This is a genomic window from Corynebacterium sp. ES2775-CONJ (genome assembly GCF_024814515.1).
GTDB lineage: Bacteria > Actinomycetota > Actinomycetes > Mycobacteriales > Mycobacteriaceae > Corynebacterium.
On the sequence record NZ_JANUXT010000004.1, the window covers coordinates 141807 to 159462 of the forward strand.

General features: G+C 54.3%; 17 protein-coding genes and 1 tRNA gene. 13 read left to right on the forward strand and 5 right to left on the reverse strand.

Translation table 11 applies throughout. The features are described from left to right. The first annotated feature begins 58 nt into the window (after positions 1-58). The 9 genes from NXT01_RS06200 (at position 59) to NXT01_RS06240 (ending at position 8654) form a co-directional block, all read left to right on the forward strand. Positions 59-595 carry a lysoplasmalogenase gene (locus tag NXT01_RS06200; RefSeq protein WP_259078706.1) on the forward strand — a complete coding sequence of 179 codons (537 nt, stop codon included), beginning with the start codon at positions 59-61 and terminating at the stop codon, positions 593-595. A gap of 116 nt (positions 596-711) precedes the next feature. Then, the gene (locus NXT01_RS06205; RefSeq protein WP_259078709.1) at positions 712-1548 is read left to right on the forward strand and encodes a sulfurtransferase; all 837 of its coding nucleotides are present in this window, start codon (positions 712-714) and stop codon (positions 1546-1548) included. Positions 1549-1587: 39 nt separating this feature from the next. Beyond that, positions 1588-2739, forward strand: coding sequence for a hypothetical protein (locus NXT01_RS06210; protein ID WP_259078711.1), 1152 nt, complete (start codon positions 1588-1590; stop codon positions 2737-2739). Between the two features lie 74 nt (positions 2740-2813). Beyond that, the gene (pyrE, locus tag NXT01_RS06215) at positions 2814-3359 is read left to right on the forward strand and encodes an orotate phosphoribosyltransferase (RefSeq protein ID WP_259078719.1); all 546 of its coding nucleotides are present in this window, start codon (positions 2814-2816) and stop codon (positions 3357-3359) included. Between the two features lie 11 nt (positions 3360-3370). Then, a complete protein-coding gene (locus NXT01_RS06220; protein ID WP_259078998.1) occupies positions 3371-4042 on the forward strand; it encodes a TrmH family RNA methyltransferase in 672 nt (223 codons plus the stop codon). Positions 4043-4116: 74 nt separating this feature from the next. Beyond that, on the forward strand, positions 4117-5298 hold the full coding sequence (locus NXT01_RS06225; RefSeq protein ID WP_259078721.1) for a glycoside hydrolase family 76 protein: 1182 nt from the start codon (positions 4117-4119) through the stop codon (positions 5296-5298). Between the two features lie 152 nt (positions 5299-5450). Next, entirely contained in the window at positions 5451-6485 is a 1035-nt protein-coding gene (fbaA, locus tag NXT01_RS06230; protein WP_259078730.1) for a class II fructose-bisphosphate aldolase, read from the forward strand. A 159-nt stretch (positions 6486-6644) separates the two neighbouring features. Further along, positions 6645-7388, forward strand: coding sequence for a VWA domain-containing protein (locus NXT01_RS06235; protein ID WP_259078732.1), 744 nt, complete (start codon positions 6645-6647; stop codon positions 7386-7388). A 105-nt stretch (positions 7389-7493) separates the two neighbouring features. Then, on the forward strand, positions 7494-8654 hold the full coding sequence (locus NXT01_RS06240; protein WP_259078733.1) for an aromatic acid exporter family protein: 1161 nt from the start codon (positions 7494-7496) through the stop codon (positions 8652-8654). On the opposite strand, the gene NXT01_RS06245 is transcribed toward NXT01_RS06240, so the two are convergent. Together NXT01_RS06245 and NXT01_RS06250 are read right to left on the reverse strand one after the other, a co-directional pair. Beyond that, complete coding sequence (locus NXT01_RS06245; RefSeq protein WP_259078735.1) at positions 8651-9451, reverse strand: hypothetical protein; 801 nt, start codon at positions 9449-9451, stop codon at positions 8651-8653. The genes NXT01_RS06240 and NXT01_RS06245 overlap by 4 nt on opposite strands. A 39-nt stretch (positions 9452-9490) precedes the next feature. Beyond that, entirely contained in the window at positions 9491-9934 is a 444-nt protein-coding gene (locus NXT01_RS06250; protein ID WP_259078736.1) for a YbjN domain-containing protein, read from the reverse strand. A gap of 192 nt (positions 9935-10126) precedes the next feature. Here NXT01_RS06250 and NXT01_RS06255 point away from each other — a divergent pair, with 192 nt between their 5' ends. After that, complete coding sequence (locus NXT01_RS06255; protein WP_259078744.1) at positions 10127-11416, forward strand: adenylosuccinate synthase; 1290 nt, start codon at positions 10127-10129, stop codon at positions 11414-11416. Positions 11417-11986: 570 nt separating this feature from the next. Next, positions 11987-12060, forward strand: a tRNA-Gly gene (locus tag NXT01_RS06260). Between the two features lie 268 nt (positions 12061-12328). On the opposite strand, the gene NXT01_RS06265 is transcribed toward NXT01_RS06260, so the two are convergent. Further along, a complete protein-coding gene (locus NXT01_RS06265) occupies positions 12329-13624 on the reverse strand; it encodes an acyltransferase (protein ID WP_259078746.1) in 1296 nt (431 codons plus the stop codon). Between the two features lie 225 nt (positions 13625-13849). Between NXT01_RS06265 and NXT01_RS06270 the strand changes: the two genes are divergently transcribed. Then, a complete protein-coding gene (locus NXT01_RS06270; RefSeq protein ID WP_259078747.1) occupies positions 13850-14266 on the forward strand; it encodes a hypothetical protein in 417 nt (138 codons plus the stop codon). A 60-nt stretch (positions 14267-14326) separates the two neighbouring features. Continuing rightward, positions 14327-15322: a PHB depolymerase family esterase gene (locus NXT01_RS06275; RefSeq protein ID WP_259078748.1), complete on the forward strand. Its 996-nt coding sequence runs from the start codon at positions 14327-14329 to the stop codon at positions 15320-15322. 43 nt (positions 15323-15365) lie between these two features. On the opposite strand, the gene NXT01_RS06280 is transcribed toward NXT01_RS06275, so the two are convergent. After that, positions 15366-16424: a hypothetical protein gene (locus NXT01_RS06280; protein ID WP_259078749.1), complete on the reverse strand. Its 1059-nt coding sequence runs from the start codon at positions 16422-16424 to the stop codon at positions 15366-15368. A 93-nt stretch (positions 16425-16517) separates the two neighbouring features. Beyond that, entirely contained in the window at positions 16518-17543 is a 1026-nt protein-coding gene (locus tag NXT01_RS06285) for a zinc-dependent alcohol dehydrogenase (RefSeq protein ID WP_259078750.1), read from the reverse strand. Positions 17544-17656: the final 113 nt, after the last annotated feature.

The following is a 17656-nucleotide window of genomic DNA, read 5'->3' on the forward strand; positions in this document are numbered from 1 at the left end:
CTACGAAGGCTGGTAGGGAACTCCTACCAGCCTTATCTATCTATTAGGCTCTTAAGGTATGAATAAGCTTGCTGCTCTCTCACTGGCCGCCACTGGCGCCTGTGCCCTCGCAAAACTCACCTCTAACCGCCCTCTAGAGAAAATTTCGAAGCCGATTATTGTCCCCGCTTTGATGCTTAGTGAGCCTACCCGGTTACGGGATCCGCTTTTTGCAATCGGTGGCATAGGGCATTTCCTAGGCGATCTGGAATTGATGCGCGATCACGCTTCCCTCCATGAGGGGGCGGCTCTATTTGGGCTGGGACACCTCGCGCATATCGCGCGCGCGATCAAAGAGGGAAAGAAGCCCAAGAAGCCGTTGTGGCATCTCGCGGCCTTAGGCGTTGCGGCCCCACTGGTAAAAGATCCCCGACTTATTGCCTATGCCGCACTCCTTGCTACATATTCATCGCTCAAGAGCCCTAGTAGCGGTGCAATATTCATGCTATCTGACGCTCTTATCGCGATTAATCGTGCGTATCCACGCCCGTACCTCGATGCCAGCGTACTGGCAACCTACGGAGTCGCCCAGAATTTCTTATATCGCTCGTCGTAGAATCCAAAGCCCGCCGCCTGCAGTGAGGTCTATTCATGTGGGCTGTGATCAGGAGACGGGCATTTCCATGTATTTTCAATAAGCAAATTATTCCCCGCTCTTTTAAGATCGAGGATATGGATATTCTCATCACTCCACAAGAACTCAATGCGCGCGTTGAAGGCGGCAATGCCCCCATGATTCTCGCCTCCCACTGGGCACCCACCGAAGGTGGCGGATATAGCCAATTCCGCTCCGAGCACATTTCCTCGGCCCGCTATTGCGATACCGCCCACTCCCTGGCCTCCATGCCCTCCTCCACCAGTGGGCGCAATCCTCTCCCTGATAAGCAAACCTTGGATAAGTGGTTCGCTAAATGGGGTCTCACCCTTGACCGCGAAGTCGTTGTTTATTCCCGCGAACGGGGTCTTTTTGCTGCACGCGCGTGGTGGATGCTGAAATATGCCGGCGTAAAAAATGTGCGTATTCTCGACGGCGGGCAACGCGCCTGGGAAGCCGCTGGATATGAGGTTCTTGGCGGCCCAGGTAATCCCCGCTTACACGATGGCGAGGGGGCAGAGGTAGGCAATATGCCCGTTGCCACCATCGAAGATGTCAAGGCCCATAAGGGAATCTTGGTAGACTGCCGTGAACCTAACCGCTATGCGGGACGCAAAGAGTCTCTCGATCTCAAAGCTGGTCATATTCCTGGAGCTATCAACCTTCCCACCCGCGCCGTACTCAACGAGGATTACACCTTTAAAGATGCCGATACGCTCCGCGAGGTCTTCCGCGAAGCCGGTATTACCGCAGAGACCATCGACGATGTGATCGTGTACTCCGGTTCCGGTAACCACTCAGCTCAGGTCATCGTGGCCATGGCCATTGCAGGCTTGAAAGCCCCTCGCCATTTCATCGGTGGCTGGAGCCAGTGGTGTGCGGACCCGAAGAATCCCACCGATCGAGGAGACTAATACCTCCTTGTGGGCATTTAACGCTATAGACTAAACACTATGGTTTTTCTTTTGGCAGGTCTTTTCGCTTGTGCTGCGGCTGTGCTGCTTGTGCTCGATGCCCAGCAAAAGCGAAGCCATGACCAGAAGCCGACTGTGCTTCTCGAACCCGAGTCTATTCCTGCCATCAACACCACCACCTACCAAGCTGCACAAAACGCAGAAGTCGATGACGAAGTTGTGGAAGACAATGCCGACCTAGAAGAATTATGGCAATCTCACGCAGCCATCATCATCACCCCGTTTGGCGCCGGGCACGCCCCCTTTGAGGCCGACAATGAACGTCTTTTTCCAGCCCTACCCGGTTATCGCACTCGGCTCAAACGTGCATGGGCCCACCACTATGGTTTCAGTTTCAGCAGCACAGATGATTACCTCGCCGACGAGTGGACCAGAGGCCCCGCTACCATAAGTTCTACCGTCCGCCACAGTATTAGTGGCATGGCGGCCGGCTACGAGATGCATATCGGCCTCATCGGCGAATCCATGGTTATGGCCATGCACCTAAACGCCTCCTCTCCCGTCGTCGTGGAAATGCACCGCGATGACTTTCACACCCACGGTGACGAACTTATTGCTGTCAGCCAGTGCGCTAACTTCTTCGTGACAACCACTCATCCTGGGCCTGTGCAACGAATGCTTGACGAACGGGTATATAGTGCGCTTATTAATATGCCCGATGCCGTGGCTGGTCTGTGGATCGAGTCTGAGTGGGTGTGTGCGTGGTGTGATCTCGAATCTCAGCCTGATCTGTGGGAAAAAATAGTGGTGCCTCTTGCGCTGCTTGCTGATGCTACAGCCACATTGCCACCGCACCACGAGAATACTCTTGATTTTGCATCTCACCCTCCGACTCGTCCTTTGGTCTCTCGTGCTGACCACACTACCTATGCCCCAAAAACGTCACAACGGCTCGTTCTTCCTGCTCAAATTGCAGAAGAATTAGGGCGCGAGGATATCGAACTAGATCTACCCACACGTGTCTATGAGCGGCAATGGGGCACTCTTGATATCCATACCCCGGGTGAGGATAATGTGGATTCAATTGCCGATAACCCCAGCTCACCACCTCAGCCCTCGGACTTTTTGGGCACGCGGGCTTTGCGCCCCCACACCGAGAAATCTACGATCTTCTCTGATGGGGACCGCTAGAAAACTCTTAGGCTACAATTCCATCAACCGAAGAAAAATTTTGCTGCCACCACAGCTGACACTGGAGATGGAAAATGATCGATTCCGCAAAGAAAGCCGAACTCGCAGAGCTAGTGAAGAAACTAGCAGTGGTTCATGGCTCAGTTATTCTCTCCTCGGGCAAAGAGGCTGACTACTATGTCGACCTGCGCCGAGCAACGCTAGAGCACCGCGCGTCGCGGCTTATTGGGGAGTTGCTACGCGAACTCACTGCCGACTGGGATTATGTGGCTGTCGGTGGCCTCACGCTGGGCGCCGATCCGGTGGCCACCTCCGTCATGCACGCTCAAGGCCGCGATATCGATGCGTTCGTGGTCCGCAAAGAAGCCAAGAAACACGGAATGCAACGCCAGATTGAAGGCCCAGATATTGTGGGGAAGAAAGTGCTGGTTGTAGAAGACACCACCACGACGGGAAATTCCCCCCTTAATGCCGTCGCCGCTGTGCGAGCCGCCGGGGCTGAAGTCGTAGGCGTGGCTACCGTGGTTGACCGGCAGACAGGTGCAGACACAGTCATCGCCGAGGCGGGATTGGAATACCGCTACCTGCTGGGCCTGGAAGACCTTGGACTCTCCTCGTGAGTATCCCACATATTCCACACTCGCCCTTCCCTCCCGGGCCGACTGAGTGGGGCCAAGGCCGCCATGGTCTTGGCCCTTGGATCGAGGAATACCCCGACAAGCCCTTGCCGCAGGATTCCCACTATGATCCAGAGCTGCTCGAGGGAGGGGATCATCGAAATGTTGTTGACGCTTACCGGTATTGGCGTCGAGAAGCAATCGTGGCCGATATCGATAGGCGCCGGCACGGTTTGCATATTGCCATCGAAAATTTTGAAAACGACGCCAATATCGGCACCGTTGTGCGCACCGCTAATGCCTTCGCCGTCGATACGGTTCATATCGTTGGTCGACGACGGTGGAACCGTCGGGGGGCTATGGTGACCGACCGCTACCAACATCTTATGCACCACCCGAGGACCGAAGACGTTATCACATGGGCACAAGACCGCGGTTTGGGTGTGGTGGCGATTGATAATACCCCAGGTAGCGTGCCGATCGAAACGGCCACCTTGCCGCAAAAATGTCTGCTCCTTTTTGGTCAAGAAGGACCAGGGATTTCTCCAGAAGCTGCCAGGAATTCTCTGATGACCTGCTCAATCGCCCAATTTGGATCCACTCGTAGCATTAATGCGGGAGTGGCCGCCGGGATTGCCATGCATCAATGGATCAGGCAGCACGCCGATCTTTCGCAAGCATGGTAGCCGAGCCGGCACACTACCTCGTTTACAATAATCACGCTCAGTCAAACACGCTAACAATAAGGAGTGACGTTCAGGTGGTCGAGGAGAAATGGTTACACCGTGCGGATCTCGCCGAGTCGGCCATCAATGAACGCCATTCACAGCGCGTCTGGGGGCTGATGCACACCAACCTAGCAGTCGCTGCATGGCCTCCCCACGTCAAAGAAAGAACTTTCTATCGCTGGCACTACTGGTGGCAAGCTCACTACCTCGATTGCCTTGTCGACGCCGCCAAAAGGCGCCCCACTAGAGACCGAAAACGTCGCATCCAAACCACCATCCGCGGCATTAGGCTGAGGAATTTCGGATCGTTTAAGCGGAATAACTACTACGACGACAAACTCTGGTTGGCCCTAGCTCTCGATCGTGCGGCGAGCCTGAATAATAAAAAGCGCCCAAAATATATCAAGGCCTTAGAACATAATATTTTAGAAGGTCTCGACCCCGTGGCCAGTGTTCTTCCGTGGCGCGTCGGCGAAACCTTCTTCAATACCCCCACCAATGGGCCCGCAGCAATTATGCTGGCGCGCCAACAAAACCTCGGCCAAGCGCGATTTATCGTCGACTGGATATTCGATAAATTAATCAACGAAGACGGCTTGGTTATGGACGGGCTGCGTATGACTATGAACGGCCCCGAACTCGTTAAAGCTATTCACCCGTACTGCCAGGGAGTGGCTGTGGGGGCGTGCCTTGACATTGCCCTGTCACTGATGAAACACCCCGGCACCGAAGAAGAAGCGATCAACTACCTCGTTCATATCAGGGCCCTGATCAAGGCTATTGACAGGCATATGACTAATGCCTACGGGGTCATTGACTGGAATACCGGCGACGGGGACGGGGGCCTTTTTAAGGGAATACTTGCCCGCTATCTCGCGGACGTTGCGGTGCGATTGCCAGGCGATAGTGAAGCCAATATTGCCGCAAAAAAGCGGGCGAAGCGCATAGTATTAGCTTCCGCTGAATCCCTGTGGCAACACCGCCTGGAGGTAGATGGCCTCCCCATCTTCGGCACCGATTGGCTTGCCGATGCAAAGCTACCGCATAATTACGGGGGCTCTAGTGGAGCCTTGAGTGACCTTGTCCATATTGTCCGCGTTGATGAACGCGATCTCTCCGTCCAGCTCTCTGGATGGATGCTCATGGAAGCAGCAGCGCGTATTGCTCGTCATGACATGGCTCAATTGGCTAATGCAGAGAGACGGAGCCGCTGATTCACGCCCATATTGGTGAGCTTATGCCCGACTGTGTGGTTTTTCACTGTATATGAACGGTGCAATATGGGGGATTTGCTGGCATAATGGTGCTCATGGACTGCTTCCTGTGGTTCTGACATAAAAACTTCTATTTAGTTGGAGGATGACACATGCCAATCGCAACTCCTGAGGTCTACAAAGAGATGCTTGATCGTGCAAAGGAGCGCGGATTTGCATATCCTGCGATCAACTGCACCTCGTCCGAGACCATTAACGCTGCACTTCGCGGCTTCGCTGAGGCAGAATCTGACGGCATCATTCAGTTCTCTACCGGTGGCGCTGAATTCGGCTCTGGCTTGTCCGTGAAGAACAAGGTTGCAGGTGCTTGCGCATTGGCAGCATTCGCCTACGAGGCTGCCAAGCACTACGGCGTGAATATCGCGCTGCACACCGATCACTGCCAGAAGGAAGTGCTCGATGAGTATGTGCGCCCCCTCATCGCTATCTCTCAGGAGCGTGTAGACCGCGGTGAGCAGCCTCTGTTCCAATCTCATATGTGGGATGGTTCTGCTATCCATATTGATGAGAACCTGGTCATCGCCCAAGAACTGCTCGAAAAAGCTAATAAGGCGCATATCGTTCTCGAGGTAGAGATTGGTGTTGTCGGCGGTGAAGAAGATGGCGTTGAGGCTAAGGCAGGCGCTAACCTTTACACCTCCCCAGAAGACTTCGCTAAGACCATCGATGCCATCGGCACCGGTGAGCAGGGTCGCTACCTCCTGGCTGCTACCTTCGGTAACGTGCACGGCGTCTACAAGCCAGGCAACGTCAAGTTGCGTCCAGAGGTTCTCCTTGAAGGCCAGAAGGTTGCCCGAGAGAAGCTGGGCCTTGGCGATGACGCTCTCCCATTCGACTTCGTCTTCCATGGTGGCTCAGGCTCCGAGAAGGAGAAGATTGAAGAGTCGCTACGTTATGGTGTTATCAAGATGAACGTTGATACTGACACCCAATACGCCTTCACTCGCCCCGTCGTATCTCATATGTTCCAAAACTATGACGGCGTTCTCAAGGTTGACGGCGAAGTGGGCAATAAGAAGGCCTACGACCCACGCTCATATATGAAGAAGGCAGAGCAAGGCATGGCCGATCGTATTGTTGAGGCATGTCAGGATCTCCACTCTGTAGGAACCACCTTGGGTAAGTAAATATCAAATATTCCCCTCGACCTCGGCCATATGGCTAAGGTCGAGGGGATTTTCCTATTCCCACCCATATCCCTCATCCGACATTGGTGTCAAAGCTCTGGTATGGTGGATCCGGCGAGCAGCTAAAGCCCTTGATAAGGCTTAGAAGCTCAGTTGATAATGATTTGCTTAGATTTTAAGAAAGTTGTGATTGCTATTTCCACCCCCAAGATTCTCACCACTGTTCTTGCCACCAGCGCCCTGCTAGTAGCTGGTTGCTCCTCCACCGAGCCTGAAACCACCACTGCCCCCAGCACCGTTGCTGTGGTAACCGCAGAGGAGACGATGACTATGGAGGCTATGGAGCAGGAAACAACTCCTGTAGACGCCGGTGAGGCCCTACCTACCGTTATTGTCATGGATGCATCGGCTACCATGCTCGACGAGGGCAATGATGAGACCCGCTATACCCAGGCTAAGGAAGCTGCTGTTGAATTGGTGAATAACTTCCCCACCAGCAGCGAGCTCGGCGTGGTTGTCTTCGGACACAACACCGACAACGCTCCAGAGAGCCAAGTTCAGGGTTGCGAAGACGTTGAGGTTCTTCGTCCCCTTTCTTCCCTCGAGGATGCTGAGGTTGCCACCGCGGCCATCGAGGCTTTGCCAGCTCGCGGTTATACCCCAGTAACCAAGGCCATCGAGGAAGCCGCCAAGCTGCTGCCAGCTGACGGCCCAGCCCGCATCGTTGTATTCTCTGATGGTGTGGATACCTGTGGCGGCGATATCGCCCAGCTAACCCTCAAGATGACTGACGAGCACCCAAATGTGCGCGTGGACGCCGTGACCTTCAAGAATGACCCTGCTTACCTGCAGGTTATCTCCGAGGCTACGGGTGGTACCGTGACTTACGCCAATAAGGCCTAATTGAAGGTCTGCAGCAAAAGCCCAGCGTTTACGCTGGGCTTTTGCCATGTCTCAGGGGGTGGGTATGGTAATGCATACGCTTAGATTCTAAAGAGGTTTTAGTTCATGTATCCATTAGTCCCGGGCACCGTGGAAAAAAGAGTTCGCGATGGGCTTACTCGTCTCCGCAATCAGTGGTTCTATATCCTCCAGGCAGGTATTGCGGCCGGCGCATCTTATTGGGCGGGCGTTCATATTTTCAACCACCCCCATCCTTTCTTCGCCCCTATGGCCACCGTGATCGTCCTCTCCACCGCCGGTGGTGAGAGGCTGCGACGCGCTGTGGAGTTAGTAGTAGGAGTGTCCTTGGGCGTGGGCCTCGGTGACCTGCTGATTGAGACATTTGGCTCCGGAGTATGGCAGATTGCTGTGGGCGTCACTCTCGCCATCGCCCTCGGCACTTTTATCGATAGAGGTGTTCTCGTGGCCAACCAAGCCGCGTTCGCCGCGGTATTGGTGGCTACTATTTTGCCCCCCTCTACGAGTGGAGGACCAGACCGCATGGTGGACGCCTTCGTGGGCGGCCTTGTTGGGCTGGTTGTGATCGCCCTTTTACCCCAATCGCCACTCAAACCTGGACGTAATGAAGTATCTCAGTTACTTCAAATGACCTCGCAGGTGCTGGCCCAAGTAGCAGCAGCTTTGCGCACAGGTGACGTAGCTGGAATTGAAGAGGCATTAAACAGCGCCCGGGGTACCCAGGGAGCCATCAACTCTATGATTGCGACCGCACGGGCAGGTAAAGAAAATATTGTGGTCTCGCCCCTCTTGTGGCGGCAACGCAAGAAAATTGAATCACTCATGCGTCTGCTCAACCCCGTGGACAACGCTATGCGCAATACCCGCGTGCTCGCTAGGCGCGCCCTCGTGCTAGCGGAAGATCACGATGAAGTCTCCGACGACCAGCTCTATATCATTGAGGAACTCGCGAGCGTGGCCGATGAGTTACACCGACTCTTCCACGGTGATGACAAGGAATACAAAGTAATTCCTGAGCAAGTGAAGCGGTTGCGAGTCTTGGGAAGTATGGCGGGGCTCGATACCGCCAACGAACACGTTCTGAGTGCACAAATTATCTTGGGCCAATCCCGTTCGATCATTGTCGATCTCCTGCAGATCTGCGGTTTGAGTCGTCGCAGCGCGATAGCGACCCTCAAGCCGACCTCCAGCACCCCAGCACAACCTCCAGAGATTTGGGGCAGCGAATTGCCTCTCGATGAAAACTAGGCTGGTCGCACGGCCTGCAGGTCGCGCAGGTGGCGATAGAAAGTCACACGGTCAGTAGCGCGAGGCCGAGAGATACCATCAATGGTCACTCGCAGCTGCTCTCCACCGGCCTGCAAGGCCCGCCCGATCATCACGGACTCAGGATCCGCGGTTCCCCATGGCCCTAGGAGTCGAGAGCGCGAAACAACAGGGGTATCAAGGACCACTGCTGCTAATCCGGGGGCATCAAGCATGGGTGCTAGTCGCGCTCCGAATATCCCCCGTCGCGGGGTTAAACGTCGCGCTTGATGGCGCAGCAATACCTCATCATCGACAACGATCTCGGCAGTCATTTCCTTTGCGTCCCACGCGCTCACCTCTCCACGACCCATCAGTGCTGTGGCGGTGTCATCGCGGATGAGTGGCATGGGCGCAACGGGAGCATTCAGAGCGATATCGAGGCATTGCTGAGTGTCCCGCGGCAGCCCCCAACAGCTTGCCACAGCAGATTCTTCATGAGTGGGAATAAAGGCGACCTCTGCCCACAGCCGATCGCTACGCATCAAGCGGGTGACCACGAGCGACAGCGCCGCATCGCTTCCCGCCACAATGATGCGTAGAGGGTGTAGGAGATAATCCCTTTGGGGGGCCACCGTTGGTTGACCCATATGAGGAATATCGGGGCGCTTGACTATCTCATCCAAGCTGGGCGTGGGATCGTTGGGAAGTATCTGAGCCGCGAGACTATCGAGTGCTCGCAATTCGGCTCTAGTGGGCTTATCAGAGGTACGCAGATATTCGATAGCGGGGGGTTGCATGGAACATTCCCCCGCTTTAATCAGGAGCGTCTGCCTCATTTACTCTTTGGGTTCATCCGCCTGGGCCACAGCGAATTGCTCTGTTAATTCTTGGAAGAACTGCAAGGCCGTAGCGATACCGCAGTTGAGCAACTGCTCGAGCTGGGCATCGGTAACACCATGTTCGAGGTCGGTATTAACCTCAGCCTGCACGCCGACAATCCCCTCATCATTAACGGTGACATACGTTTTAGGCCACATCTTGGTGCGATTCCACTCATTGCAGAATTCCATCAAGGTAGCGCGAGATTCGATGGGCCCGGTGGCCTTCCACGCGGAGCGCACCGCAAATACCTCGCGCTTTTGACCAGTGGCGAGCAGCATGAATTTATTCTCGTCGAAGCCGGCGTAGATATCGCCGTCATCGTCAGTATTGTAGTTATAGCCCTTCTCGTCGAAGATTTTAGCTACGCGTTCGATGGTAAATGGAGTAGGAGCAGTCATAAAAAGGCCCTTCATATTCGAGGTAGAAAAAGTGCGAAACAGTCGCACGGATTGACGTCTCCTAGTGTACTAGGAGACCGCGACTGAGCGGATCTCTTTACTCAGCCGTAGAAGGTGGCCAGGCATGTACAATGAGGAATCGTCTACGCGTTCGCAGCGCAGCATACACCATTCCCGATAAGGATTTTGATCATGGCAGCAATCGTAATCGTCGGCGCCCAGTGGGGCGATGAAGGCAAAGGTAAAGCGACTGATATCCTCGGCGGGCTCGTCGACTACGTCGTCAAACCAAACGGCGGAAATAATGCTGGGCATACCGTCGTTGTCGGCGGCGAAAAATACGAGCTTAAATTGCTTCCCGCGGGCGTACTTTCGGAGAACGCCACCCCAATTTTGGGCAATGGTGTTGTGATCAACTTAGAAGCGCTTTTCGCCGAAATTGACGGCCTCGAAGCTCGTGGAGCTCAGGCATCCCGCCTGCGAATTTCTGCGAATGCACATCTCGTTGCTCCCTATCATCAAAAACTCGATCGAGTTCAGGAGCGTTTCTTAGGAAAACGCGCGATCGGTACCACCGGGCGTGGTATCGGCCCAACCTATGCCGATAAAGTCTCGCGTGTGGGTATTCGCGTGCAAGATATCTTCGACGAATCGATCCTGAGGCAAAAGATCGAATCTGCCTTGGCATTCAAAAACCAGGTACTGGTTAAAATGTACAACCGCCAAGCCATTGATGTGGAGGAAACGGTCCAGTATTTCCTCTCCTATGCCGACCGCCTGCGACCAATGGTGATTGATGCGGAACTCGAAATAAACAAAGCCCTCGATGCCGGCAAACATATCCTTATGGAGGGTGGTCAAGCGACCATGCTCGATGTTGATCACGGCACCTATCCCTTTGTCACCTCATCGAATCCTACCGCTGGTGGCGCCTGTGTGGGCGCGGGCATTGGACCTACGCGCATTACTAGCTCGCTTGGCATTATTAAGGCCTATACCACGCGTGTGGGCGCGGGCCCATTCCCCACTGAGCTATTTGATAAGTGGGGCGAATTCCTGCAGACCACCGGTGGGGAAGTAGGTGTGAATACCGGCCGCAAGAGGCGCTGTGGCTGGTACGATTCCGTGATCGCCCGCTATGCCTCTCGCGTCAACGGCTTTACCGATCTTTTCCTCACCAAGCTCGACGTGCTCACTGGTATCGGGGAAATCCCGATCTGTGTGGCCTACGACGTGGACGGAAAGCGCTACGATGAGATGCCATTGACGCAATCAGAATTCCACCACGCCACCCCGATCTACGAGACGATGCCTGCATGGGATGAGGATATTACTAGCTGCACGACATTTGAAGAACTGCCCGATAAGGCGCAGCAGTATGTTCGCCGCTTAGAGGAACTATCTGGCTGCCGTATTTCTTATATCGGTGTAGGTCCTGGGCGCGATCAGACTATTGTGTTGCATGACGTTATGGAGAATTAGACTACTTCTAAAGAACCCACATCTGCGAGCTTCAATTGCTCCGCAGATGTGGGTTATTTTTATTCCACTGTATCGCGGTTTGATTTGTGGTGGAGTGCTACTGGTAGAAAACCGTTGTGGCCTAAGTGATTCGATAGACAATAAATATTCGACCCTCAGGCACCTCCGTTGCAGGGCAACGGCATCCAGACTGCTTCTATGGGGAGGCCCCAATTTACTACCGCCATTAATTATCGGATGGTATGGGGCCACGGGCCTCAGTGTCTTACTAGGAAAACTGAGCTGGGTACACTGTCGAATCTCCGCATCCTCTGGCGTATGGGGAAGAGAGTGTGCTGGAGGGCTCGTGGGTCTTGCGTCGGCGACTGGGAGAGCCGCTGTTTAGAGCTGCTTAGAGCTACTGCATGGATGCGCCGCGCAAAAGTGCTGCGCAAACGCGAGCCAACAATCCTCTCTGCAACGAAACGGACTCCGCTCCTACCCCTTTTTAATGGGCTGAGGTGGGGGAGAGCTCTGGTCTTAGCTGGGAATTCTTGTTTGGAGATCAATGGGTGATATTATGAGACCATTGCTGGCGTAGTTCAATGGCAGAACTTCTGCTTCCCAAGCAGACGGCGCGGGTTCGATTCCCGTCGCCAGCTCCACTACAATATCCGCTATTTGACGGGCCCATCGCGCTAGCACCGTCAGAGTCGAGAGCGCTGGTTATATAACCACCTTAAAAAGTCTGCTTGACTGTCCTTCGTTGATGAGCAGATTCCATCCTCGTTGGCTACCCAAAGTTCCCCCGTGAGGTATGGTTTTTCCAAATCGCCTCACCACAGGCGGAACGCGCTATTGACGCATTGCACATTCATTAGAGTTGACTCCCGTCGTCAGGCGGTCATGAGTACCGCTCATATCATTTTCGTATCAGTGTTTTATATTGAGCAGGATCCGTGCATCGCGAATAAGAATATTCTCCCGCCTCCGAGACCGCTTCGGGCCTCTGGCAGTGGCTTTCATGAGGGGATCGTCGATGAGGGTAAACATCAGCCACGCCACAATGAGTGAGATGAGGAAGCTTAAGATTGCTGATCCTAACCATCCCAGAAAACCCCAGCTATGACCAGCAATGAGATAACGCTGGAGAAATACCATCACTGGGAACTGCACGAGATAGAAGGCGAAAGAGATATTTCCCAAAAGGACTGCGCGAGGTTGAGCGATGCGCCCAGAAATGCCGGCTAAATCCCGGGTGGCTAGAGTTCCCACCACAAAGCACATGGGGACGAGCATCATCACCGCCATCTTTAAGGCCACCGGGACAAACCATGTAGCGCCAAAGCTTAGCACTAAAGCCACCAGCGGCCACAGCAATTTGCGATTATCAAAACGCCCTTCCGCAACTAGTTTGGCTATTAAGGCTCCCATATAAAACTCTACGAGACGCGAGAGAGGGAAATAATAGGAGAAGAAATAAGCCATATGCACCGGAATGGATTGTTGCTGGAACCACACTGGATCGGCATGGGGTTCTGCAACTGGCGAGATATCCATATCCCACAAACGTGGTACGAAAGCATTTGCAGTGGCCCAGCCGCCTTCGAAAATAAAGTGCACGCTGAGAGCCACCGCGCTCGCGCATGCAAAGAGCGACCAGAAAGCAAACCATGTACGCGAGCCAGTGAGCTTGTTAACAAAGGGAATAATAAAAGGAAAAGAGATATAGAAAAGCATCTCTGCACCTAGGGACCAGGAGGGGACATTGAGACCACCTAGAAGTGCCCAATGGGGATTCCATGTATGAATAAGCAGGGCATTGGGTACCCAAAGTTCGAGTCGAGAGAAATCGAGTGCAAAGGTGATACCGTCGCGGCTAATGGATGCCGAGGCTAAAACAAAGAGCACCAACGCAACCCAGTGCATCGGATAAATTTTGGTGAAGCGCCGTCGAAGATAGTAAACGATATCGCGAGCCCCTCTGACATCGCTATTCGACCAGTAAATGAGAAAACCAGACAATACGAAAAAGAAAGTCACACCCGCGGACCCCAACTGCATGGGAACAAGGCGGTGGAGGGCGGCAAAAAGCTCACCCTTTTGGAAAGGGTAAACGGCAAGGAATACTAAAGCATGCAGGAGGAAGACCGCCACGGCGGCCCACCAGCGTGCGCCCGTCAAAGAAGGAAGGGTGGGGCGCTTGCCAGTGATGGGAAAGGCGGTCAACGTTTTCTCTCTTTATTCGCTCGGCGGTTTCGTCATCAGAAGGTACTATACGTGACCCCATAAGGGTTAGCTCTGAAACTATCAACGATCCTTGATATGTTAATGATCGGTAATAATAAGTCCCGCAGAAATTCCCCCCGAGGGGGCTCACTATTAGGTGAGAGTTTTCGCAGCTGATAATTTTAACGTACTAAAATGGACCAATACCTAAGGGGAGGAATCAATATGGCCTACTTATCTCAAAAAGTCGCCCGTGTCATTATTGGCGCTGGAGTTTGTTCGCTCGCGCTCACTGCCTGTGGCAATGATGAAGAAGCACCCACGACGACGTCGACGACCACGGTGATTGTGTCAACTATCACAATCACCCCAACGACTACGGTCGAGTCTACTTCCGCAGAGCCGGTTCCAGGGGAAGCGACAACCGCAGGTGATCCAGCCCCAGTGGTGCCCGATCAAGTTCCGGCACCGCAGGAACAGATACCAGCCCCCGTACCTGCTCCGGCGCCTGCACCTGTCCCTGCCCCAGCTCCCGCGCCCGTTCCGCAGTATCAACCTCCAGCGCCCCCTCAACAACCTGCAGCCCCTGTTGAAGCTCCTGTTGAGCTGCCGGGTGGCGCCCAAGGCGTCGCTGGTTACTAGCTCCCCCTATTCTTTAGAAAAATTAGTGGAAAGATTATTGTGAACAAGACTTTTTCGCGCATGGCAGTTGCAGCTTTTGCGGCAACCTTCATGACCTCTGTACTCCCCGCCACCGCTCAGGCTCAGTTGCCGTTGCCGCCCGAGGTTCAGGGAGCGATTGACAATGCGCGCACCCAGGTTGAGCGCACTGTCAACGATATTCAGCGTCAGCTCGCTCAAGGTTCCTCGAGTTCCGCTCCACTGCCACTACCGCCGGCTCCGGCCGGTTGGCGTCCATCGCAGCCACAACCCGTAGCTAACGGAGGTTTCGGAGCCTTGTGGGTGAATACCCCATATGGCAACCGCCGGTTCCTCATCGACGTGCCAGCCGGTTATGACGCGGCGCGCCCGTTCCCTGTGATGGTGGGCATCCCCGCATATCAGGATACCTCTGAGAATTTTCGTAACTACTCGCGGCTCAAGTACTCGTCGATAGGTCGCGACGCAATCATTGTGTACCCAGATTCTTGGAATCAATCGTGGGAGGGTAACCCCACCGCCACGTCCGCACCAGGCCAAGATATTGACTTCATTCGGCGCGTCATCGACCGTGTTCAGGCCTCCTATAATATCGATCGTGGCCGCATCTATGCCACAGGTATGTCGACGGGGTCTGGAATGGCCGCGGTACTTGGCTGCCACGCGTCCGATCTTTTCGCAGGAGTCGCTCCAGTATCCGGCGCTTATTTTGATGCGGTGGATAGCAACTGCAAGGGCAATCCCATCGCTTTTATCAACGTTCACGGGATGAGCGATCAACAGCATAACTATAATGGCGGTTTCCGCTATGGACTGCACTACTACGGTGGTAGAGAGATGATGGAACGCTATGCGCAGCGTAATCGCTGCTGGGCGGGACGCACCGAACACCCACTGCCCGGTGGTGCCACCAAGGTCGTAGCTCAAGGCTGCGCGGCCCCCACCGAGCATATTCGGGTCCCTGGTGGGCACTTATGGTGGTATACCCCCAGCACTGCTGACGAGATCTGGTCTTTCCTCTCCAGACAGCGTCGCTAAGATTTTAATAAACTCCCCGGGTTATACCGGGGAGTTTATTTATTTAAGGAAGCAAGCGGCTGATCTCTGGCGGGAGCAGAGGCTTGATCACAGGGATCAGTGCGGCGATGATACCCAAGAGGACTGGAATACCAATGACAGCAGAGGTAATGCCGATAGCTTTAGAAGACCCATTCTCATTGCCGGCTAGCGAACTAAGTTTATCGGCGGCGTCGATCCTCGAGGAAGCATCGCTGCCTGATTGCTGAGGATCGAGAGGTTTGAGGAGATCTGGGCTATTGGGAACGTCCTGGGGCCGAACGTCCTGAGGATTGGTCGGCGCCGTATCGGCTGCGGGTTTTATGCAGGCATCAAGAGCCTTGACCGCGTCTGTATTATACGCAGCCCACGCCTTCTTGAACTCGGGGTCGAGGGCGCGAGCCTGCTTTAAGGCGGCACCAGTAAGCGGTGCCCGTGCATAGCTCGGATTGTCTATCTCTTTTTGGTAGTAATTTTTTTCAGCCGCAATCTTGTTGAGCGCGAAGGTTTGACCACCCGAGGCTACAAATGGAGTTGAGGCGTCGATGCTGGGGTTGACAAAGCGCGCTGCCAGTTCCCCGGGCAGCATGAGTTTATCCACATCGATGGCGACACCGATTAAAGAGCCGATGGTGTCGAAAATCGAAGAGACGGTTCCCTCTAGAGGGATGAGCCCGATGAGGGAGCCTATGATCGGTAGCTTCTTAAGGGTGTCAACCGCCCCCTTCGTGTCTTTTCCAGCTTTCAGCACCGAGAGAGCTTCGAGAGCTGCCATGGGAGTGGTAATAGCAACGTTACCTTTAGCGGTGCCGAGCTGGCGCTGCTCATTGATCTTCTGTGCCTGAGCCGCAGCCCACGGTTGCCCCGTAGAAAGAATAGCTTTTTCAGCACCTACCCACATGGTATCGCCAAGGTTTTTCGTTTGAGCTCGAGCGACGTCGGTTGGGGTGATTGTGCAGGTTTGGGCTGAAGCATCAACGCTAACGGTATAGCCAGCCACAACAGTATTCTCTGCTGCATGTACCGGACTTACGGGGATAAGGGTTGCTGCCAGGGCTGCGGCCAGCAGTTTAGTACGGTTCATTTATGTCCTTCCAAATATACGTGAACGTCACAGAGTGTACAGGACAAAAAATTCCTCCTCATAATGATGAGGAGGAATGACCTATCGGAAATTTTAGTATCTAATCACGCGGCGACCATCGACCGTGCCATCGATAAGGTCTGCGAAGACGTCGTTGACCTCGTCGAGTCCAACTTCTTTCCATGTGGGTTTAATAAGCCCACGAGCGTAGAAGTCCAGAGCTTCGGCCATATCGTGGCGAGTTCCTACAAGGGAACCGCGGATGGTGAGTTCTTTGAGAACGATGTCAAAGATCGGTGCGGGAAATTCCCCTGGAGGTAGCCCGTTGAAGACAATCGTCCCGCCACGGCGCGTCATGCCGATCGCTTGGCCGAATGCTTGGGGATGAACCGCGGTGACGAGTACGCCATGCGCGCCCCCGCTGGTATAGTCGCGGATGGCTTGGACGGGATCGCAGTCTTTTGCATTGACGGTATATTCGGCGCCAAGCTTGTGGGCGAGCTCAAGTTTGTCATCGGCGATATCGACGCCGATGACGCGCATACCCATGGCGACGGCATACTGCACGGCGATATGACCGAGTCCGCCGATGCCAGAAATGACTACGAATTGTCCCGGCTTGGTCTCGGTTACTTTTAGGCCCTTGTATACGGTTACGCCGGCGCATAATATCGGCGCCACTTCGCAGGGGTCGACGCCGTCGGGTATGCGTGGGCAATAACGAGTGTCAACCAGCATATATTCACCGAAGGAGCCGTTAATGGTGTAGCCTCCGTACTCGGCATTTTCGCATCGGGTTTCGTTGCCTTGGATGCAATGCTCGCAGGAGCCGCAGGCAGACCACAACCATGCGTTGCCCACCATATCGCCAACGTTAAGGTCGTGGACGCCGGGGCCGAGCTTAATAATCTCACCGACACCCTCATGGCCCGGAATAAATGGTGGGGTGGGTTTCACGGGCCAATCGCCCTCAGCAGCGTGGAGGTCAGTGTGGCAAATGCCAGATGCAATATTTCGGACGAGTGCCTGGAAAGGGCCAGGCTCCGGGAGGTCAATATGACTAAGGGTGAGAGTGGGGCCGAATTCTTCAACCACCGCAGCTTTGAATTTTTCAGACATATACTTAGGATACCCTAATTTGTCTGCCTCATATGAGTGAATTAGCTCGCGTGCATGCTGACCGACTCTGAATAGGCCATCACCACATCTCATGCCGCTAAAGGAAATCAAGG